Origin of the sequence: Micromonospora echinofusca, from assembly GCF_017614955.1 — a bacterium.
Classification (GTDB): Bacteria; Actinomycetota; Actinomycetes; order Mycobacteriales; family Micromonosporaceae; genus Micromonospora; species Micromonospora echinofusca_A.
The window spans coordinates 1-19,597 of record NZ_WVUH01000112.1 but is presented as its reverse complement, the minus strand read 5'-3'; the positions used below and the strand labels follow the sequence as shown (position 1 = coordinate 19,597).

Here is a 19,597-nt window from a genome sequence, read left to right as displayed (position 1 = left end):
GGGCAGCGCTGCGCCCGCCCGACCCGGTGGTACGGAGCGGTGGTCAGTCGACCGCCGCCGGTCGTTGTTTCCTGATCCGCACCCGGGTCGGCGTGCCGTCGGGGGCGAAGGGTTCACGGAAGTTGAACGAGACTGGCGTCGGGCCGTGGTCGTGCAGGTGTTCCAGCCGGTGGCAGGCGTCCGACCAGGTGGGGATGGTGTCGTCGGCGACCCACCAGATCGCGTAGTTGGGCCACTCGGGTTCGAGGAACCACTCTTGCCGCTGGCGCAGAATGCTCTGGTGCACGCCGGTGTAGGCATAGGAGAAGACGGAATCGAGATCGGTCCAGAGTGAAAGGGTGCCGGCGCGACTGTCGGTCTCGTCCGTCCGGCCACCGGTGTAGAAGCGTGGTACGTCGAACCTTCCCCACTCCCCCCAGTCCCGCATGAAATTGGTGATGTGGCTCTGGCCGGGATCTTCTTTCGCCCGGGCGATGAATCCCGGGCTTCCTTCCGCTGCTTCGAATGCCGGCGGCGTCAGGTCGTCGTACCCCTGGGTCTCCGGAGTTCCGTACGGTTTCTTCAGAATCGCAAACGTCGTGAACGCCACGCGCGGCATCAGTCTTCGACCTCCCCATCTGTGCCTTTGCCGGTGCCGACCTTCGGGTCGCTGCCCGTCGTCGGCCGCTGTTCGTCATCGCGCCACCGCTCCATGACGTCAGCTCGGTTTCGTCGGTGAACTGCGCGGGCGGCGCTTGAGGAAAGCGGCACTCATCATCGCACGCATGAGGTCCTGTTTGAATTCGTCGGGCAGCAGCATGCGGCCGGTGAGGGCCAGGTACTTCTGGCTCAGTTCCGGGTTGCCGCTGATGGTTTCGAACGTCCGCCGTTGGGCCGCCTCGTCCTTGTCGACGAGGGCGTCCCGGCAGATGCCCTCGGCGTGCGGGAGGAGAACGGCCTCGAACCGCGCCCGGTACTCGTCCAGTCCCGCCCTGAGGTCGTCCCCGGTCAGCGAACGGTCCGCGAACGAGCGGGCCAGCAGATCGGCCGACACCAACGCGAATCCACAGCCGACGCCACTCATCGGATCGAGGGACAGGGCCGCGTCCCCGACGAACGGGATCGAGCCCCACACCGGTTGGCGGATCTGGTTCGGGTAGTCGGTGTACCCCAGCAGGGTCGTCTCGGGTACCGCATCGGACATCGACGGGGCGTCCGGCAGGTCGTCGAAGTACGTCAGGAACTGCGGGAGCCGCCCGTCGGGGCCGCGCCAACTCTCGACCCGTGACTTCTCGGCGAAGAGGACGAGCTGGGTCCTGCCCCCGGGGAGCGGGTAGACGCAGGCCAGGTCCCGGTCGTTCATGATGAAGACCGAGCGGTCGTCCTCGCGGGTCTTGATTCCGGTGAAGTAGCCGCGCAGCGATGCGCGGTCGTTCGGGTGCTCCTCGGTCGGGTTGCCGAGTTCCCGGGCCAGCCGGGATCGGCGCCCGTCCGCGGCCACCACCAGACGGGCCCGGAAGCGGTGGGATCCGGTCTCGCCCCGGGTGTGCAGGCTCCAGCCCGAGTCGTCCTGTTCGATGCTCTCCACGGTGGTGGCGTCCAGGTACCGGACGCCCTGCTGCTGCGCGGCGGCGCGCAGGGCGGGGTCGAGAATGCGCCGTTCCAGGTTGAGTGCGAACAGGTCCTGCTGCCCGGGGAGGTAGTTTCCCGGCCCCTCGACCAGTCCCCCGGGGGTGACGAAGACGGCCTTGGTGGGCACCGAGTAGGCGGGTTCGTAGAGGTGGGCCAGTCCGATCTGGGCCAGTACCGGCACCGCGTGCGGCTGGATGAAGTGGGTGCAGAGTTGCTTGTAGGACTGGTCGCCCATCGTCTTCTTGTCGAAGATGCCGACCCGGTAACCCATCTGGCTGAAGCGGATCGCGGTGACACAGCCGGCGATGCTGCCGCCCACCACGGCGACGTCCAGCAGCGACTGGTCGGAGTTCGGAGTGTTCACAGGTCGACTACCACCTCTGTGCTCGGGCCGGCTCAACCGCTGTCGTCTAGCCGGCACACCCGCAGTTGGCGTGGACAGGGGCATCGCATCGGGCTGCGCGTCCTTCGGTGGGATAGTTGTCCCGCTTCCACCAGTCCAGGCCGCCGATCAGTTCCTTGACGCGGAAACCGGAGCTCGCCAGTTTGATCGCCGTCTTGGTGGAGGCGTTGCAGCCGATGCCGTCGCAGTAGGCCACGTACAACGGTGTCCTGGACAGCCCGGCCAGTGATTCCTGCGAGATGGACCGGTGCGGAATGCTGACGGCGCCGGGAATGTGCTCCAGCTCGTACGCCTCACTGCTGCGGCCGTCGACGACGACCAGGTCCTGGCCTTCGTCGAGTGCCGCCTTGAGATCCGCGGCGTCGATCTCGTAGGCGAGTTTCTCCTGGTAGTAGTCCAACTGGGAGCGCAGTTCCCGGGACATGTCACTTCCGTTCGAGGTGGGTTCTTCGACCTTCATGAACCGGCCGGCAATGGCGTACAGATCGTCGAGGGTGCTCGGGGTGACCAGGGAGTCCGCGTGCTCGCCCAGGTCGACGCCGCAGTCCTCCAGGAGTGTGACCAGGACACCGATGGTCGACAGGGAGTCCAGGCCGAAACTGTTGAGTGTCGTGTCGCCGGGTAGTGGGGCGAGGTCGATCGGCCTGCCCAGCGCCTCCCCCAGGTAGTCGGCGACCTTGTCTTTCACCTCTACAGACATGTCTCCACCTTGTCGATAGGCTCGGCGGTACCGTCGGTCAGCAGTGCGAAGTGGTTGGATTCCGCCTGTTCGGCTGCTGTGGTGAGCCGGTCGATCAACTGACGTCCGTCGACCTCCGTGGTCGAGGTGGCCGGGGCGGCGGGCGACCAGGCCACCAGGGTCGGACGCAGGTACCCGGGCAGCAGACCGTGCAGGCGCGCCTGCACGTCGGCCACCACCCGTCGGTCCCCGGATGTGACGACGAGAGCGGTCACGTCACGCTGCCGGTGCCGGACCACGGCCGCGACCGCCGCGTCGACGCCGGGACAGTCCAGGGCGACCCGGCGGATCTCCCCCAGGTGGGTACGCCGCCCCGCCAACCAGGTGATCTGGTCGTCGCCGTGTCCGTGGAACACGATGGTGCCGTCCTGGGCGTAGCTGCACACGTCGCCGGTGCGGAAGTAGCGTGTGCCGTCCCGTTGGACGACCAGGCGGGCGGTTTCCTCGGGTTGGTCGAAGTAGCCGCGCATGATCTGGTTGCCGCCGACCCAGAGTTCCCCGGGCAGGTCGGGCTGGTGGACCTCCACCCCGTCCTGCATGATCTTCGCGGTCATCCCCCGCAGCGGTCGCCCGACGGGGTACGCGGTGCTGCGGTCCGGGTCCTCCTGCGCGATCTCGTGGGTCAGGCAGAAGACCGTGGCCTCGGGTGGCCCGAAGGCGTGCACGACCCGGGCCCGGGGTAGTTGCCGCTTCCAGATGTTCAGCACGGCGGGGTCGCAGACCTGGGCGCCGGTCATCACCAGCTCCAGGCTCGGCAGCTTGGCCGGGGTGATCTGGCGCCCGTCTCCGGTGACCATGGCCAGGAGCATCGAGACCGCGATCAGATGCGTGATCCGCTCGCGGCCGAGCACGGCACGCATGACGGCACCGGCGGGGAGGCTGCGGAACTGGTGGACGAAGGCGCCCAGCGACAGGGGAAGGAACGTGTCCTCGAACGACACGTCGACGTTGAAGGGGGACAGGCTCAGCACCCGGGACTGCGGGGTGAAGCGGAGTACCTGGTTGTGGTTGCCGAAGTAGGCGAGGAGGCTGGCGACGCTGTTCTCCACTCCCTGGGGCTGACCGGTCGCCCCCGAGGCGAAGATGATGTACGCGGCGTCCTCCGGTCGATGGGCCACGGTAACGTGCTGCGTCACCGGCCCGGACAGGATCCCGGCCAGTTGGTCCGGGCCCAACCAGCGGTCGCCGGGTGCCACCGGCTCGCGGTCGTCCACCGCGATCACGACCGCCGGTCGCAGTCGCGTGAGCAGTCCGCGCAGCCGGTCCGTCGGCTCGGTGGTGTCGAGGGGGACGTAGACGGCGCCGCACTTCCAGACGGCAACGGCGAGGATGGGCATGACCGCGCGTTTCTCGGCCAGGACCACCACCCGGTCCCCCGCGCCGATCCCCTGGCCGGTCAGCCAGGCCGCAACCGCCTGGGCTCCCTGTTCGAGCTGGGCGAACGTGTAGCTGGTCGCTCCGTCGCTGATCGCCCTGCGGTCCGGCCACCTGCGGGCCGGGGCCACGAACAGGTCACCGAGCGCAGGGGGCGGGTTGGCCCCGTCGGCGGGATCGATCGACCACGGCGGCAGTGCCACCGCCTCAGCTCCGGCCACGACTGTCACCCCTGCCCTTCCGGTCGTCGGTACCGCACGGGGTTCACGTACCGGCCCTGTCGGCGGGCACGGAGGCCGGGGATTCCGGTTCGGCCACCCGCCCGACGGCCGCCGGGGCCGGTGTCTGTCCGGGATGGAACGCGGTCCTGGCTATCTGGTCCACGGCGCTGCGCGCGGATGCGAGCTTGCCCGCGTACAGGCAGAAGTCGTGCGGGAGATCCGGGAAGTGCTGATGCCGTACCGGGACGGACCGCTCGGCCAGGTGCTGCACCCAGGCGATTCCCTCGTCCCGGAGGACGTCGCAGCCGGCCGTCACGATCGCGCAGGCCGGCATGCGGGTCAGCTCGCCCGGTGACAGGGCGAACGGGTCGAAGGCGCGCTCCGCGAAGAAGGGTGCCAGGATCGATGTGAACAGTCGCATGGCGGTGCTGTCGAGGAAGTGGCCCGCACCGAACGTCCGGTAGGACGCGCGTTCCGTCCTCAGGTCGAGGACCGGGTAGATGAGCACGATGCGCGAGAAGACCCCGGGCAGGACCCGCAGGGCGAGGTAGAGCGCGAACAGCCCGCCGACGCTGTCACCGGCGATGGTGAGCTGCCGCCCCGCCAACGAGCGGCATCGTGCGGCAACGTGTCGCCCCAACTGCTCCAGCGACTGTTCGACGGTGTGTTCCGGCGCCTTCAGATAGTCGAACGCCTCCACGGGGGAGTGCAGGGTGTTCGCCAGCGACCGCAGGAAGGGCTGGAAGATGGCCGGCGAGTAGTAGACCATTCCGCCGCCGTGGATGTAGAGGACGTGGGTGGCATCGGCGGCCTCCTGTGCCGGCCGGACGATCTGCGAGTGCTCACCCGGGACGACGGATGCGCCGTCGTCCGGGTCGACCGTGCTGCCGAAGCGCCGGATCCACCGTTCGGCGTTCGCCCGGTCCTGTTCGAGCGAGCCGGTGGACGCCGGCACCGCCATGATCTTCCGGGCGGCGGCCAGGCGACCGAACTCGACGTTCATCGCCGGCAGGTCCGGGTCAGACATTGCCGTACCCGTCGACGGGCCCGACATCTCCGCCCGGGGAGAACACGAAGTGGGTGGCGGGCGAATCCTGGGCTGCCTCGGCGAGGCGGCGCATCAGCCGGTTCTCGTCCGTCTTGCCGGTCGAGGAGACCGTGAGTTCGGGTGACCAGGCGACGAGAGTCGGGCGCATGTACTCGGGCAGCAGGTCCACCAGCCGCTTCTCGACGTCGGTGACCACCGCGACGTCCGGTGCCATCACCACGAGGGCGATCACGTCGTGCCCGTGGTGCGGGACCAGCGCGACGGCGGCCCGTTCGACGCCCGGGCAGCCCAGCACGGTCTGTCGGATCTCACCCAGGTGGATCCGGCGCCCGGCCAGTTTCACCTCGTCGTCGTTACGGCCGTGGAACACGATGTCGCCGTTGTGGTCGTAGCTGCACATGTCGCCGGTGCGGTAGTAGCGGACGCCGTCGAGCTCGACCACGCGGCGGGCGGTCTCCTCCGGTTGGTCGAAGTAGCCGCGCATCACCTGCGCGCCGCCGATCCACAACTCGCCGACCCGGGCGGGTTCGTGGACCTCGGTCCCGTCGTCCACGATCCGTGCCAGCACGCCGCGCAGTGGCCGGCCGATCGGGTACGAGCTGATCCGCTCCGGGTCGGCCCGTGCGATCTCGTAGGCGGTGCAGACGATCGTCGCCTCGGTCGGCCCGTAGACGTTGATCACGCGCACGTCGGGGAGGTTGTCCTTCCAGAGGTTGATCACGCCGGGGTCGCAGACCTCCGCGCCGGTCATCACCATCTCCAGGCAGGGGAATTTCTCCCGCGTGACGTGCCGGCCGCCTTCGGTGATCATGGTCAGGAGGGTGGACACCGCGATCAGGTGGGTGATCCGCTCCCGCATGATGATCGCGCGCATGACGGCGCCGGCGTGCAGGCCACGGAACTGGTAGACGAACGCGCCCAGCGACAGGGGCAGCAGCGTGTCCTCGATCGACACGTCGAAGTGGAACGGGGACAGGCTGAACACCCGGGAGTCCGGGGTGAACCTGAGCACCTCGTTGTGGCTCCGGAAGTACGCGACCAGACTGGCGACGCTGATCTCGACGCCCTTCGGCTCTCCCGTCGAGCCCGACGTGAAGATGATGTACGCCGCGTCCTCGGGCTGCTGCGCCACGGTGGGCCGGTCCGGGGCCGGCCCCGACAGGATCGGGTCGAGCTGCGAACGGCCCACCCAGCAGACGTCGGGGACCGCCGGCTCCCGGTCGTCCAGCGCGATCACGACCCGTGGTCGCAGGCGGCCGAGCAGGTTGCGCAGCCGGGGGGCCGGCTGCGCGGCGTCGAGCGGGACGTAGACGGCGCCGCACTTCCAGATGCCGATGGCCAGCACGGGCATGATCGCGCACTTCTCGGCCAGGATCGCGACCCGGTCCCCGGCTCGGACGCCCTGCTCGACCAGCCCGGCGGCGAGGGCCCGGGCCTGCGCTTCCAGCTCGGCGAAGGTGAGTCCGTCGCGCCCGTCGTGTACCGCCGGGCGGTCCGGCCAGTTGGTCGCCGCCGCCCGGACGAGGTCACCGAGTGCGGGCGGCGGGAGGGCCCGGTCGGCGGGGTCGAGCGACCATGGCGGCAACGGTGTCGCGGACGCCGTCGAGGTGGCACTCTCCGTCACGGTGTCCTGCGCTCCTCGACGTCGTAGTGGAAGCGGACCTTGGCTTTGGCACTGGCGCCCATGCGCTGGTAGAAGCCGAGGCCGAGCTCGTTGTCCGGAGGGGTCTGCCACTCGGCCCAGCCGCACTGCCGGGCGACGGAGAACTCCCGCAGGCGGTCGAGGAACATCCGGCCGAGCCCCAACCCGCGATGCGACTCGCGGAGGTAGAGACAGTCCATGTACGCGAACCGCCGGGCGCTCCAGGTGGCGTGGTCGATGGTGACGGTCATGAAGCCGCAGGGCTCCCCGCTGTCCGTCGCGATCCAGCCGTGCAGCACCGTCGGCTCCGAGAACATCATCGAACGCCACCGCTCGACCTGGCCGTTCTCCTGGAAGTCGGCCTTCTCGTACGCCGCATGTTCGCGGCACAGCGCCAGCAGCGCGTCCAGGTGGCCTGGCTCGATCGGCTGCACCTGGAGGTCGCGGCTCACACCCACCCCGAGAAGGTCGTGGCCAGGTAGGCGTCGCGTGAGGCCTGGTCGAGCCGGCCCTGCGCCAGCACGGTGTTGACCCAGGCGTCCCGCTCGAACCTGATGACCTCGAGCTCCCAGACGCAGGCGATCAGGTCACGCTGGGCGAGGGGGGTGAACGTCGTGTCCCCTCCGGCGTCGACCGTCGAGCCGCGCACCCAGTGCTTGAGCATGTTGGCGTCGTACCACTGGCTCACCAGTAGGTAGTTGCCGTCCATTCCGTAGTGCAGGATCAGGAATCCGACAGGATGGTCGCCCGGTTGTGGCGCTTCGCTCAGCACCGCGGCGGCCTGTTGTTGCAGCCACTGCGGATCCGGGAAGATGGCGCTTCGCTCCGGCTCAGCGAACATCCCGTACACCTTCAGGACCCGACCGCAGACTTCAAGTGGCGGGTGCGCCGTGACCAGGCGCGGTGAGTACGTCAACTGGTTCACGTGACAGTGTTCCCCGCCCTCAGGCCGTCGACCATCTCCGTCATGCGCATATTCGCCCCCGTACTGCTCAGATCCTGTTAGGGCTGACGCGCCAATAAGACCATGGACATTGATCGATTGCAACCAGCAGTCGGAGTGACCCTTTCGACTGTGGCGACCGCCCGAAAAATGAGATGCATTCCGGGGCACCTGCGAGTATCGGCAGACTCCTTACGACCTGTCTGGGGTCAGGCGGAATGTCCGTTCGGAGAACTGGCACCTGATCCACCGGCCGCAGAGGCGCACCCGTTCGCCCGCACCCGGTCCCTCCGGCCGACGCGGCAACGCGGTCGTGAATCACGAAATGAACGACGACTCCTCAAGGGGATGATCGGAATTGCCGGTGCATCGTCCTGCACCGACGGCACCGGTCAGGCGTAGGCCACCGGAGCGCGCGCCACCACCGCCATGAACAGTGGCGACGGGCGTGAACGACCAACCGGAGACCCTCTCACGGACCCACGATTTTCCGGACGCTACCGATCGGATCCGACAGTTGCCCCGGCCGGAGCAAGGCCCTACGCTCACAGCGCGACGATCGACTCCCGGCCAACGTCCCACCAACGATGACCTGTCGGATTCTGGTCGTTGCATCCGATCAGGGTATTCGGTACACAGCAAACGCCCAGGATCACCGGCCGTGACATCTGCGCACGCCGACCCACCATGTGAAAGGCCCCTCGGAGTCGAGCGCGCCACCATCGGCGCACCGGTCTCGTAGTATCCGCTCACGACTATGTCGACGCCGACATCCGCACCGCCGGGACCATGAGGTGCGGAGTGTGGGCGGCGCTCAGGAGCGTTACGACGGAAGGACACGCATGCGATTCAGGGCACTGGCCGGGGTGCGGTCATCGGCTGCGGCGGCCTTCGGCGGACTCCCCGGCGGCTTCTGGTGGCTCTGGATCGCGCAACTGACCAACCGCGCCGCCAGCTTCGTGGTGCCACTGCTCGCGTTCTACGTCACCGACGAACTGCACCGCAGCGCGGCCCTCGCCGGCACCGTCGTAGCGGCAATCGGCGTCGGGGCGCTCGCGTCGGGGCCACTCGGCGGCGTCCTGTCCGACCGGCTCGGCCACAAGCCGACGCTGGTCGGTGCGCTGGCCGCCACCGCAGTGAGCCTCGTCGCCCTCCCCTACGCCCGCTCGTCGTGGGCCCTGCTGCTCGGCGCCTTCGTCGTCGGCGTGGTCAGCAACGCGACGCGGCCCGCCTTCAACGCGCTCATCGCCGAGGTGATCCCCCCGGCCGACCGGAACAGGGCCTACTCGCTCAACTTCTGGGCGATCAACATCGGCTACTCCGTGGCGATGCTCTCGGTCGGCCTCGTCTCCATCACCGGCTACACCGCCCTGTTCTGGCTCGACGGCGCCACCACCATGATCAGCGCCCTGCTCATCGCGACCCGGGTCGCCCGGCCACGCCCGTCCACCGAACCGACCGACGCCACGGAAGGCCGCGGAATCGGCGCCGTGCTGCGCGACCGGACCTTCCTGGCGCTCGTCGCCGCACAGTTCCTGGTACTCACGATCCTCGCGCAGTCCGAGAGCGGCCTGCCGATCGCGATGGACAACGACGGGTTCTCGCCCGGCGAGTTCGGACGACTGGCCGCGCTCAACGGGATCGTCATCGTCGTCGTCCAACTCCCGCTCACCCGCTACCTCCAGCGCTTCGGGGACGCGTGGGTCCTCGCCGGTTCGTCGGCGGTCATCGGGGTCGGCTACTCCCTGCTGCTGTTCGGCAGCTCCGCCTGGATCTACGCGCTCTCGATCGTGGTGTGGACCCTGGGCGAGATCGGCAACACGCCGACCAGCATCGCCCTCGTGTCACGCATCTCCCCCGCCCACCTTCGCGGCCGCTACCAGGGTGTCTACCAGGTCGCCTGGACGGGGTCGTCGGTGCTGGGGCCGCTGATCGGCGGATGGACGATCTACACCTGGGGCGCGGCGCCGCTCTGGTGCGGCTGCCTGGTCGTCGGCCTGGCAGCGGCAGCGGCGCAGCTACGCATCGGCGCCCGGCTCGGTCGACGCGCCGAGATCGTCGTGCCGGTCCGGCCGGAGCCCGAGTCGGCCACCACATAGGGTCACGCGGGGACGGTATGGGCCGGCACGGTCACCGGACCAGCATCGTGCCGTCCGGGTACGACAGCACCGCTCGTCTGTGGTCGGTGCTAGCCGCCGGGCCTGGCCTCAGGCGACGAAGGCGAGAGTGCGGCGCGGAACCGGGCCGCGACCGTGGCCACGGCGGCACGCAGCTCCGGGCCTTCCTCGACCGAGAAGTCGAAGGGGACAGCGGCCAGCCACTCCTGGGCGTACATCGCCGGGTTCCGGGTGCTGCCGACCAGGACGCACCGGTCGTCGCCGTCCGGTTCGAGGCGGCCCATCGACGGCCGGATCCACGGTGCCACCTCCTGCTGCGGGGCGTGGAACACCACGCGGGTCGGGTACTTCCAGCCTGCGCCGAGGTTCTCCTCCAGTGCGGCAACCGGATCCAGGTCCTCGGGCGGTGCGAAGCCGTGCGACAGCTGCCGCACGGCCCGGACCCGGTCGATCCGGTACGTGCGGACCGCGTCCGACCGGTGCGAGTGGCACAGCAGGTACCAGCGCCCGTAGCGCACCACGACCGCCCACGGGTCGACCTCGGCGTCCCACTCCTCGCCGCTCTCGCCTCGATAGGTGACCACGACCCGTCGCCGATCGGCGACGGCGGCGACCAGCGCGCTCGTGGTGGCGGGGTCAGCGCGGGCCGCATGGCGGTCAGGGGTGGCCGAGGCGTACGCCCGCAGCGCCGCCGCCTGTCGTCCGACGCTGTCGGGGAGAGCCCGGATGACCTTGGCCAGCGCCGAGCCGATCAGGTCGTCGGCGTCGATCGCGGCCGGCTGCCCGTCGAGCACGGCCATGACCAGGCCGAGCGCCTGCTCCTGGGTGAAGACGACCGGCGGTAGCCGGGTGCCGTGGCCCAGCCGGTAGCCGCCGTACGGCCCTCGGACCGATTCGACCGGGATGCCGGCTTCGCGGAGGATCTCGACGTATCGGCGGGCGGCCCGCTCCGTCACGCCCAGGAGGGAGGCGAGCTGGTCGGCGGTCGCACCGGGACGGGCCTGGAGGATCTCCAGGGTGCGGAGGGCCCGGGCGGTGGGGCTCGGACCGTTTCGCACAGCGGAGAGAGTACCGGAAGTAGAACGTCCGGAACCGCCGCTACGTTGCTCCCATGACTGCTGAACAGATCGTGCTCCTGGGTGGCCTGTGGCTCGACGGGTCGGTGTGGGCCGACGTCGTGAACGAACTGGGCGAGCGGGGCCGCCGGGCGGTACCGGTGACCCTGCCGGGGCAGGGCGACGGGAACAACTCGGCGACGCTGGCCGACCAGCTGACCGCGGTCCTTGCCGCCGTGGACGCGGATCCCGGCAGGTCGGTGCTGGTCGGGCACTCCGCAGCCTGCACCCTGGCCTGGATGGCGGCCGACGCGCGGCCCGAGCGCGTGGCCACGGTCGTACTGATCGGTGGGATCCCCTCTGGCGACGGGCAACCGTACGCCGACTTCTTCGAGATCAACGACGGGGTCATGCCGTTCCCCGGCTGGCGGCCGTTCGACGGGGCGGACGCGGCCGATCTGGACGAGCAGGCCCGGCAGGTTTTCGCGGCGGCGGCGATCCCGGTGCCCGAAGGGGTGGCCAGGGGCGTCGTACGGCTGACCGACGAGCGCCGGTTCGACGTTCCGGTCGTCATGGTGTGCCCGGAGTACACGCCTGCCGAGGCGCAGGAGTGGATCGCCGCAGGAGAGGTACCGGAGCTGACCCGGGCCACGCACGTCGAGTTTGCCGACATCGACTCCGGGCACTGGCCGATGATGACGCGGCCTGCCGAACTGGCGCGGATCCTCGCCTCGGTCTAGCCGGACCCGCAGACCGTACGCGTGGCCGTCGTGGCCTGTTCCCGGCCCGATCGCGGGAGACCCGGTGCCGGCCCGGTAACGGAACGGGCCGGCACCGTGACGCTGTCTGGTTCCGGGCAGGGTCGGTCACGTCGATTCGACGGGCAGCCACAGCTCGCTCCGGGCAACTGACGCTCGGCTAGTCTGCCGTCATGGTGCGCGCCGAGCTGGATGAGTTGATCGTCGCGGACGCGGACGCGCTGCGCGCGTGGTTGTCGGACAACCACGCCACGTCGCCCGGCGTCTGGCTCGCCCTGACCAGGAAGGGCGGCACGGTCACGACGCTGACCTGGCAGCAGGCGGTCGACGAGGCCCTGTGTTTCGGCTGGATCGACGGGCAGGCCCGGAAACGGGACCAGGAGACCTCCTCGATCCGATTCACCCCTCGCACGCCCCGTAGCTCCTGGTCCCAACGCAACGTCGGCCACGTGGCCCGGTTGGAGGCGCAGGGGCGGATGCTGCCTGCGGGCCGCGCCGCAGTGGAGGCCGCGAAGGCGGACGGGCGGTGGGCGGCGGCGTACGCCCCGCCGTCGGAGGCCGAGGTGCCGGCCGACCTCCTCGCCGCGATCGCCGCCGACCCCGCCGCCCAGGCCATGTTCGACGTACTCACCAAGACCAACCGGTTCGCTCTCATCCACCGCCTCAACGCCGTCAAACGGGCGCAGACCCGTGAGCGGAAGATCAGCGAGTTCGTCGCCATGCTGGCCCGCCACGAGACGATCCATCCGCAGAAGGCCAAGCCGGCGACGTCTCCGTCGTCGACCGCTTCATGAGCAGATGGGCATGCCACCCACCGGTTGCCGCACCGTGCCGGTGATCGTCGCGCCCGGCACCGGTCTGGGATGCTTCGCGCATGCCTTCCTACCCGCCCACCTTCTCCGACCAGGTCGTCGCACAGCCGGCCCAGGCCCAGTTCGAGGCCTTCCTCGACGAGCACCGCAACGCCCTCAATGGTTGCCTGGACGGGCTGACCGAGGAACAGGTACGCCGGTCGTTGGTGACTTCCCGGACCACGCTGCTGGGTCTTGTGAAGCACGCGACCTTCGTCGAGAGGGTCTGGTTCGACGAAGCCGTCACGTGCCGGTCGCGCGCTGAGATCGGTATCCCCGCCACGGCGGACGAGTCGTTCGTCCTCGACGACGGCGACACGATCGCCACCGTCCAGCACGCACACCGCGTGGCCTGCGAGGCATCGCGTCGTGCGACGGCGTCCCTGGGTCTGGAGGATGTCCTGCACGGGCACCGACGGGGTCCGGTGCCGCTGCGGTGGGTGTATCTGCACGTGCTGCGTGAGCTCGCCCAGCACTGTGGGCACGCGGACATCCTTCGGGAACAGCTCGTCAGCGGGTAGCGCACGGACGTCGACTCGTGCCACCTGCAGGCGTCGCCGGTGGCCGCGATGGTGGTGCCCGGTCTATGTTCGCTGGTATGACTGGCCAGATCACGGCAGCACAGTTCCACGAGGCCGACGGTGTCGAGGACTGGCGCTGCGTCTACCATCTGGTCTCGGCCTGCTTCACGACCGGTTCACTCGCCAGCGGCCTTGCGCTCGTCGATGCAATCGGCCGGCTGGCCGACGAGACCGAGCAGCGGTATCTCACCATCGACCTACGCGAGGCTGGCGTCACCGTGTCTCTCGGGCTGCGCGACATAGCGCTGGCCCGACGGATTTCTGCCGCCGCCAGGGATCTGGGCATCTCGGCCGACCCGGCTGCTGTGCAGCTCGTCAACGTCACCCTCGACGCACTCGTGGGACCGGAGGTGCTGCCGTTCTGGCGTGCGGTGCTGGGTTACCGCCAGATCGGCGAGGACTACCTGTCCGACCCGTCGCGCCGGGGGCCGGGGTTCGGGTTGCAGCAGATGGACACCGTGCGTCCGCACCGTAACCGGATGCATCTCGATGTCGCCGTCCCGCATGATCAGGCGCAGGCCCGCATAGCCGCCGCCCTGGCCGCAGGCGGCCGGCTGGTCTCCGATGCGCACGCGCCGATGTGGTGGGTCCTGGCCGACGCCGAGGGTAACGAGGTGTGCATCGCCACCTGGCGTGGACGGTAGCGGGCGGAATCCGCCCGCTACGGCGCGGGTTGCCGGGTGCTCGGGTCCGTCTGAACCGGCTGCTGTCTAACGGGTGTCGACCGGTGCGGGAAGGTCGGTTTCCGCGTCGATCACCAGCTCGACCTGATCCACGTAGGCGCGTACGTCGTGGTCCGGGTCCGCGTCCCACGGCAGGTCGACGACCACCGACGCCGAGCGTCCGTTCGACTCGTTCAATGCCCCGAGGATGGCGCCCCGGCGGAGTCCGACCATGACCGACACGCACCGGGCGGGTTCCTCCGCCTCGGAGGGCGTCACGGTCGGCCAGTACCCGTCCTCAGCGATCCAGGAGACCGTCTGGCCGGCATACCGAACGTCCGTCAGCCGGCCCGGACGGTGTTCCACGAAGCGTTGCACGGCTCGCCGCGTCGGTGCCGGGTACTCCGGTCGCACGCCGAGGGCGAGGTCGACCATGGCCGGTTCGAGGGGGCGGCCGGTGGCGAGATGCCACAGCACCATGATCGCATCGCCGGGGAGGCGGGCGGCCACCTCCATGAGCACCGGCTGCCCGTCGCGGAGCCGGAACTCCGCGTGGGTGATGCCGCTGTCGAATCTCAGCGCCTTCAGCACCGCCGCGTTCGCCGCGATGAGGGCGTCCGCCTGGGCGAGTGGCAGCTTGGCGGGACTGGTGTGGCCGATCTCGGTGAAGAACGGGCTGCTGTCCTCGTTGGTGATCTTGGCGGTGACGCCGCTCCACAGCAGCTCGCCACGGTGGACCAGTGCCTCGACCGAGAACTCCGGCCCGGTGACGAGTTCCTCCACCAGAATCGCCTCGTCCGGCCCGTACTCGGTCAGCGCGGCGCGCAGTTCCGCGTCGTTCGAGACCCGGACGACACCCGAGCTGAACATCCGCCCCGCCGGTTTGACGACGCACGGGTACACGTCGGACGTCACGGCGTCGCGCTCGTGGGGAGCGAAGGCCCGCCACGACGGTCCGTGGGCACGCAGGACGACGCGCTGCATGACCTTGTCACGGCACACCCGCGCCGCCCAGGTCCCGGGGCTCGGCAGGGCCAGCGCCTCGGCAAGGACCGCGCACGCATCGACGAAGACCTCGCCGCTGCAGATCACACCACGCACGTCGAAGTTCGTGATCCAGTCCTGCACCCCGGCCAGCACGGTGTCGATCGCGGCGTCGGGGAGCTGGCGGACCGCTTCGATCCGGGACAGCGGATGTGCGCCGTCCTCGATGTGTCCGGTCAGTCTCGCCAGGTCGGTCGAGGGTCCGACGATGACCAGTGGCACCAACCCGCGTTCGGCGATGTCGGTGATCAGGCGGTGCTGGCGGGCCAGGGCCGCCAGGTCGCTCATGACGATCACGGCGGGTGGGCGGTCGCTCTGACGGTTCAACAGGACTCCTCCAGTCGGGTGTCGTCTGATGCGGCCGCGACGGCACTGGAGCCTATGCGGCATGGTGTGGCAGTGCGTCGTTCGCGGCGCTGACCGCACCTCGGCTGGTCAACGGGCTGTCCTCGCCTGGATACGCAAAGTCTAGCGCGCATCAGGCTACGACAGTGACTGCCATGGATCAAGGAGCGTGGGTGCGGCAGGGCCTCCGGAGCCACCACACCCGCGATTCCGGACGTCTCGTCCCCTGCCGACGTCGGGTCCGTTCACCGGTCGCGGAGCCGGCTCCGTATCCGCAGGCCGAGCAGGACCGCCTCGATCGTCAGGATCGTCGCCGGTCCGCCGAGGTCGACGTACGGGTCCGGTGGCGCGGAAGGGTCGGTGAGCGAGGCGTGCAGCCAACTCGCACCGAAGACGACCCAGCCGAGGTCGAGGACGAAGTACGGCACCGACACCGTGCTCACCTCCAGGTCGATTGAGCCGAAGCCGCGCACCCCCATGACGTAGGTACCGCGCACGGCCAGGGTGACCGGCACCGCCGTCAGGGCCAGCCCGCCGGCCAGGAGCAGCAGCGACGGCAGGAGCCCGTCGGCCGGGTCGCGCAGGATCGCCGCTGCCCCGGCTGCGGTCAGGAACGTCGCGAACATCTGGATCAGCAGGTCGCGCAACGCGCCCGTCAGATTGGCGAAGAATCCGCTCCAGCGCGGCACATCCGGCCTCCGGTCGTCACGTGTGGAGTCCGATGATGCTACGGCCGGTCCAGCGTCCCGGGAAGACGTCCGCGACCTGCTGCGGGTCCACCGCCGTTGTCGCAGTAGGCGGATCCGGCGCAGCCGTACGTCTGCCGCTCGGGCGGTGACCGGTCGGCGTGGTCAGGACACGGTGAGGACGGCCTTGCCCCGGGCGTGTCCCTGCTCCACGTGGCGCATGGCGTCGGCCGCGTCGGCCAGGGGGTAGGTCCGGTCGACGACCGGGGTGAGTGTGCCGGCCTCGATGAGGGCGGTGACGGCGAGGAGGTCCTCGCGGGTCGGCCCGGCCGGGGCCGCCGGGAGGATGACCCGGAGGTGCTGCCGGGCGAACGCGTTGACGGCGGTGAGTCGCAGCATGGCGCCGATGGGCCCGAACACCTGGCCGGGTGCGCCGCCGCCGTTGGCCACGAGGGTCCCCGTCGGGGTGAGCGCCCGGCGTAGCCGGCTCAGCGGGTGGTTGCCCACGTTGTCCAGGATCACGTCGTAGTGCACGCGGCCGTCGGTGAAGTCCTCCCGGGTGTAGTCGACGACGTGCGCGGCGCCCAGCGAGTGCACCAGCTCGACGTTGCGGGTGCTGCACACCCCGGTGACCTCCGCGCCGAGGGCTGCGGCGGTCTGCACGGCGAACGTGCCCACGCCACCGCCGGCGCCGTTGACCAGCACCCGCTGTCCCGCCCGGGTCCGGCCCACGGTCCGGATGCCGCGCAGGGCGGTCACCGCCGCCATCGGTACGGCTGCGGCCTGCGTGAAGGTCAGGCTGGCGGGCTTGGGTACCAGCAGGTCGGCGGTGGTGCAGGCGTACTCGGCGAAGGAGCCCGGGCAGAAGCCGAGCACCTCGTCGCCGGGCTGGAGTCCGTGCACGTCGGCGCCGACCGCGGCGACGTGTCCGGCCGCGTCGATTCCGGCCACCCGGGACTTCGGCCGGGTGAGTCCGACGCCGGGGGTCAGTCGCGCGACGAACGGATCGCCGCGCATCATGTGCCAGTCGTACGGGTTGAGTGCGGCGGCGCGCACCCGCACCAGCACCTGGTTGGCGCCGACCTCGGGACGGTCGGTGTGGGTCAGGCGCAGGACGTCCGGCGGGCCGAAGCAGTCCTGAACGATCGCCTTCATGGTTCTCCTCCATCGCCTCGGGAGCTGACGTCTTCCACGCCGGGTACGGCCCTGGCCGGTGTGCGGCGGGACAGAGGTGTACGGCGTACACCTTCACTGAGCACGGTAGGTGTACGCCGTACACCTGTCAATGGGTGAGGTGGACGTGCGGAGGTGGGAGATCAGTCAGATGTCGCCGTGACCCTTACCGGCGGGTCAGCTCCGGGCCCGGAGTCGGTCGAGGCCGTCCAACGTCAGGTCCAGCGCGAACTCGAACTCGAACTGGTCGTCGCAACCCGAGCCGACGACGGAGTCCCGGTCATGGGCGACCGCCATGGCCAGTTCGGTGATGTGGGGGTAGCGCGCGGCCATCTCCTCGGGTGCCGGCGCGTCCGGATCCGGCTCGCCGCCGGGCCGGTCCTCGAACAGCTCCTGCGAGAAGCCCAGCAGACGACTGCCCATGACGTGCAGCGCGTGATGGACCAGGTCGATCGAGAAGCCACCGGCCCGGAAGACCCCGATCATCGAATCCAGGTACGCCAGCACGGCCGGAGTGGGAGTGGTCCGCGCCTTGGTCCGCGACTCGATGACCCCGGCCGCCCACGGGTGGCGCAGCAACATGCGGCGGGCCGACAGGATCCGCTGGCGGACGGCGGTCTTCCAGTCGGTCCCGCCTGCCGGCGGGTCGACCTCGCCGACCACGACATCGATCATGCCGTCCAGCAGCTCGTCCTTGTTGGCCACGTGCTTGTACAACGCCATGGGCACGACGCCGAGCGCCTGCGCGATTCGGCGCATGCTGAGCGCGTCGACGCCGCCTTCGTCGGCCAGGGCGACAGCGGTGTCCAGCACCCGCTGCCGGCTCAGGGGTGTGCGGGACCGCGCGGCGGCGTCGGCCTGCGTGGCCATCTCCACCACTCCTCTCGTGCCGGCAGGCCCGAAGTGACTCGTCCCTCCTGCCGGGCGCCCGGTGCCACCAGACTGTACGTCACCGGTGGCGTACGCCGTACACCGTTCTCCGTCAGGCCCGGTCACCATCGTGGTCGATCCTCTCGCGGGCACGGAAGGCGGTGGGCGGTGCGTCTCCCCCGCCGTCCTGGTCAGCGGAAGGCGGCGTGCCCGGTCAGCACCTGACCGATGATCAGCTGGTGCACCTCGGAGGTGCCCTCGTAGGTGAGCACCGACTCGAGGTTGGCGGCGTGCCGCAGCACCGGGTAGTCGAGGGTGATCCCGGCCGCGCCGAGGATGGTCCGGCACTCGCGGGCGATGGCGATGGCCTCCCGTACGCTGTTGAGCTTGCCCAGGCTGATCTGCCGGTGGTCGAGGGTGCCGGCGTCCTTGAGCGCGCCGATCTGCAACGCCAGCAGCATCCCCTTGCCCAGTTCCAGCCCCAGGTCGGCCAGCTTGAGCTGGGTGGCCTGGTACGCGGCGAGGGGCCGGTCGAAGATCTGCCGGCTGCGGGCGTAGGCGACCGTGGTCTCCAGGCAGTCGTGGGCGGCGCCGAGCGCGCCGAAGACGATGCCGAAGCGGGCCTCGTTGAGACAGGACAGTGGCCCGGACAGGCCGGCGGCCTCCGGCAGCATCGCGTCGGCGGGCAGCCGGACGTCGTCGAGGACGAGTTCCGAGGTGACCGAGGCCCGCAGGGAGAGCTTCCGGGTGATCTCCGGGGCGCTGAAGCCCGGGGTGCCGGCGGGTACGAGAAAGCCACGGATGCCCTCGTCGGTGCGGGCCCACACCACGGCGACGTCCGCGACGGAACCGTTGGTGATCCACATCTTGGTGCCGTTGAGCACCCAGTCGCTGCCGTCGCGGCGGGCCCGGGTCCGCATGCCGGACGGATCGGAGCCGAAGTCCGGTTCGGTCAGCCCGAAGCAGCCGATCGCCTCGCCCGCGGCCATCCGGGGCAGCCACCGTTGTTTCTGCTCCTCGGACCCGAACCGCCAGATGGCGTACATGGCGAGCGATCCCTGCACCGACACCAGGGAGCGCAGCCCGGAGTCGCCCGCCTCCAGTTCGAAGCAGGCCAGGCCGTACGCGACGGCGGAGGTGCCGGCGCAGCCGTACCCGTCCAGGTGCATGCCGAGGACGCCGAGTTCGCCCAGTTCGCGGGCCAGGTCCCGGACCGGCAGGTGGCCCTGTTCGTACCAGGTGGCGACGTGCGGGCGGATCCGGCGGTCGACGAATCCGCGTACGGCGGCCTGGAGTTCCCGGGTGTCGGCGTCGACGAGGGTGTCGACGCCGAAGTACGTGAGTGTGGGCGCGGGAACGGGCAGGGTCACGGTGCGGTTCCTTCCGGGGCGGGCAGGTGTGCGAGCACGCCGCGCGCCACGGCGACGGCCATCGCGTCCAGCGCGTCGTGGGTCATCGCGGCCATGTGCGGGGT

Annotated in this window: 19 protein-coding genes; 5 read left to right on the top strand and 14 right to left on the bottom strand. The window is 69.9% G+C overall.

The genetic code is table 11. The features are described from left to right. Positions 1–43: 43 nt before the first annotated feature. The 8 genes from GSF22_RS14845 to GSF22_RS14810 form a co-directional block, all read right to left on the bottom strand. Entirely contained in the window at positions 44–598 is a 555-nt protein-coding gene (locus GSF22_RS14845; RefSeq protein WP_208814160.1) for a DUF3291 domain-containing protein, read from the bottom strand. 99 nt (positions 599–697) lie between these two features. Beyond that, the gene (locus tag GSF22_RS14840; RefSeq protein ID WP_208814159.1) at positions 698–1,975 is read right to left on the bottom strand and encodes an NAD(P)/FAD-dependent oxidoreductase; all 1,278 of its coding nucleotides are present in this window, start codon (positions 1,973–1,975) and stop codon (positions 698–700) included. A gap of 46 nt (positions 1,976–2,021) precedes the next feature. Then, on the bottom strand, positions 2,022–2,714 hold the full coding sequence (locus GSF22_RS14835; protein ID WP_208814158.1) for a rhodanese-like domain-containing protein: 693 nt from the start codon (positions 2,712–2,714) through the stop codon (positions 2,022–2,024). Next, on the bottom strand, positions 2,705–4,348 hold the full coding sequence (locus tag GSF22_RS14830) for an AMP-binding protein (protein ID WP_208814157.1): 1,644 nt from the start codon (positions 4,346–4,348) through the stop codon (positions 2,705–2,707). The genes GSF22_RS14835 and GSF22_RS14830 overlap by 10 nt, the downstream gene beginning before the upstream one ends. A gap of 43 nt (positions 4,349–4,391) precedes the next feature. Next, positions 4,392–5,375: an alpha/beta hydrolase fold domain-containing protein gene (locus GSF22_RS14825; protein ID WP_208814156.1), complete on the bottom strand. Its 984-nt coding sequence runs from the start codon at positions 5,373–5,375 to the stop codon at positions 4,392–4,394. Continuing rightward, entirely contained in the window at positions 5,368–7,020 is a 1,653-nt protein-coding gene (locus GSF22_RS14820) for an amino acid adenylation domain-containing protein (RefSeq protein WP_208814155.1), read from the bottom strand. Before GSF22_RS14820 ends, GSF22_RS14825 begins: the two co-directional genes overlap by 8 nt. Beyond that, positions 7,017–7,496, bottom strand: coding sequence for a GNAT family N-acetyltransferase (locus tag GSF22_RS14815; protein ID WP_208814154.1), 480 nt, complete (start codon positions 7,494–7,496; stop codon positions 7,017–7,019). The genes GSF22_RS14820 and GSF22_RS14815 overlap by 4 nt, the downstream gene beginning before the upstream one ends. Continuing rightward, positions 7,487–7,879, bottom strand: coding sequence for a hypothetical protein (locus GSF22_RS14810; RefSeq protein WP_208814153.1), 393 nt, complete (start codon positions 7,877–7,879; stop codon positions 7,487–7,489). The genes GSF22_RS14815 and GSF22_RS14810 overlap by 10 nt, the downstream gene beginning before the upstream one ends. A 944-nt stretch (positions 7,880–8,823) precedes the next feature. Here GSF22_RS14810 and GSF22_RS14805 point away from each other — a divergent pair. After that, the gene (locus tag GSF22_RS14805; protein ID WP_208814152.1) at positions 8,824–10,080 is read left to right on the top strand and encodes an MDR family MFS transporter; all 1,257 of its coding nucleotides are present in this window, start codon (positions 8,824–8,826) and stop codon (positions 10,078–10,080) included. An 89-nt stretch (positions 10,081–10,169) separates the two neighbouring features. Here the strand turns inward: GSF22_RS14805 and GSF22_RS14800 are convergent, their stop codons facing one another. Beyond that, positions 10,170–11,156, bottom strand: a complete 987-nt coding sequence (locus GSF22_RS14800; protein WP_208814151.1) for a helix-turn-helix transcriptional regulator — start codon at positions 11,154–11,156, stop codon at positions 10,170–10,172. A gap of 53 nt (positions 11,157–11,209) precedes the next feature. Here GSF22_RS14800 and GSF22_RS14795 point away from each other — a divergent pair, with 53 nt between their 5' ends. The 4 genes from GSF22_RS14795 to GSF22_RS14780 all read left to right on the top strand — a co-directional run bounded on the left by GSF22_RS14795 (position 11,210) and on the right by GSF22_RS14780 (position 13,987). Then, positions 11,210–11,893, top strand: coding sequence for an alpha/beta fold hydrolase (locus GSF22_RS14795; RefSeq protein WP_208814150.1), 684 nt, complete (start codon positions 11,210–11,212; stop codon positions 11,891–11,893). A gap of 191 nt (positions 11,894–12,084) precedes the next feature. Further along, on the top strand, positions 12,085–12,705 hold the full coding sequence (locus GSF22_RS14790) for a YdeI/OmpD-associated family protein (RefSeq protein ID WP_208814149.1): 621 nt from the start codon (positions 12,085–12,087) through the stop codon (positions 12,703–12,705). An 80-nt stretch (positions 12,706–12,785) separates the two neighbouring features. Further along, complete coding sequence (locus tag GSF22_RS14785; protein WP_208814148.1) at positions 12,786–13,283, top strand: DinB family protein; 498 nt, start codon at positions 12,786–12,788, stop codon at positions 13,281–13,283. 77 nt (positions 13,284–13,360) lie between these two features. Further along, a complete protein-coding gene (locus GSF22_RS14780; RefSeq protein ID WP_208814147.1) occupies positions 13,361–13,987 on the top strand; it encodes a VOC family protein in 627 nt (208 codons plus the stop codon). A 66-nt stretch (positions 13,988–14,053) separates the two neighbouring features. On the opposite strand, the gene GSF22_RS14775 is transcribed toward GSF22_RS14780, so the two are convergent. From GSF22_RS14775 to GSF22_RS14755, 5 genes are all read right to left on the bottom strand, one after another. Further along, complete coding sequence (locus GSF22_RS14775) at positions 14,054–15,376, bottom strand: ATP-grasp domain-containing protein (protein WP_244367416.1); 1,323 nt, start codon at positions 15,374–15,376, stop codon at positions 14,054–14,056. Between the two features lie 263 nt (positions 15,377–15,639). Further along, positions 15,640–16,083 carry a hypothetical protein gene (locus GSF22_RS14770; RefSeq protein WP_208814145.1) on the bottom strand — a complete coding sequence of 148 codons (444 nt, stop codon included), beginning with the start codon at positions 16,081–16,083 and terminating at the stop codon, positions 15,640–15,642. A gap of 162 nt (positions 16,084–16,245) precedes the next feature. Then, entirely contained in the window at positions 16,246–17,235 is a 990-nt protein-coding gene (locus GSF22_RS14765) for an NAD(P)-dependent alcohol dehydrogenase (RefSeq protein ID WP_208814144.1), read from the bottom strand. 195 nt (positions 17,236–17,430) lie between these two features. Next, on the bottom strand, positions 17,431–18,123 hold the full coding sequence (locus tag GSF22_RS14760) for a TetR/AcrR family transcriptional regulator C-terminal domain-containing protein (RefSeq protein WP_208814143.1): 693 nt from the start codon (positions 18,121–18,123) through the stop codon (positions 17,431–17,433). A gap of 191 nt (positions 18,124–18,314) precedes the next feature. Further along, positions 18,315–19,493: an acyl-CoA dehydrogenase family protein gene (locus GSF22_RS14755; RefSeq protein WP_439957780.1), complete on the bottom strand. Its 1,179-nt coding sequence runs from the start codon at positions 19,491–19,493 to the stop codon at positions 18,315–18,317. Positions 19,494–19,597 lie beyond the last annotated feature (104 nt).

Coding starts and splice junctions, on each gene's coding strand:
- GSF22_RS14845 (WP_208814160.1), bottom strand. CDS start 598: ATGCCGCGCGTGGCGTTCACGACGTTTGCGATTCTGAAGAAACCGTAC.
- GSF22_RS14835 (WP_208814158.1), bottom strand. CDS start 2,714: ATGTCTGTAGAGGTGAAAGACAAGGTCGCCGACTACCTGGGGGAGGCG.
- GSF22_RS14825 (WP_208814156.1), bottom strand. CDS start 5,375: ATGTCTGACCCGGACCTGCCGGCGATGAACGTCGAGTTCGGTCGCCTG.
- GSF22_RS14810 (WP_208814153.1), bottom strand. CDS start 7,879: ATGTTCGCTGAGCCGGAGCGAAGCGCCATCTTCCCGGATCCGCAGTGG.
- GSF22_RS14805 (WP_208814152.1), top strand. CDS start 8,824: ATGCGATTCAGGGCACTGGCCGGGGTGCGGTCATCGGCTGCGGCGGCC.
- GSF22_RS14795 (WP_208814150.1), top strand. CDS start 11,210: ATGACTGCTGAACAGATCGTGCTCCTGGGTGGCCTGTGGCTCGACGGG.
- GSF22_RS14790 (WP_208814149.1), top strand. CDS start 12,085: ATGGTGCGCGCCGAGCTGGATGAGTTGATCGTCGCGGACGCGGACGCG.
- GSF22_RS14785 (WP_208814148.1), top strand. CDS start 12,786: ATGCCTTCCTACCCGCCCACCTTCTCCGACCAGGTCGTCGCACAGCCG.
- GSF22_RS14780 (WP_208814147.1), top strand. CDS start 13,361: ATGACTGGCCAGATCACGGCAGCACAGTTCCACGAGGCCGACGGTGTC.
- GSF22_RS14765 (WP_208814144.1), bottom strand. CDS start 17,235: ATGAAGGCGATCGTTCAGGACTGCTTCGGCCCGCCGGACGTCCTGCGC.
- GSF22_RS14760 (WP_208814143.1), bottom strand. CDS start 18,123: ATGGCCACGCAGGCCGACGCCGCCGCGCGGTCCCGCACACCCCTGAGC.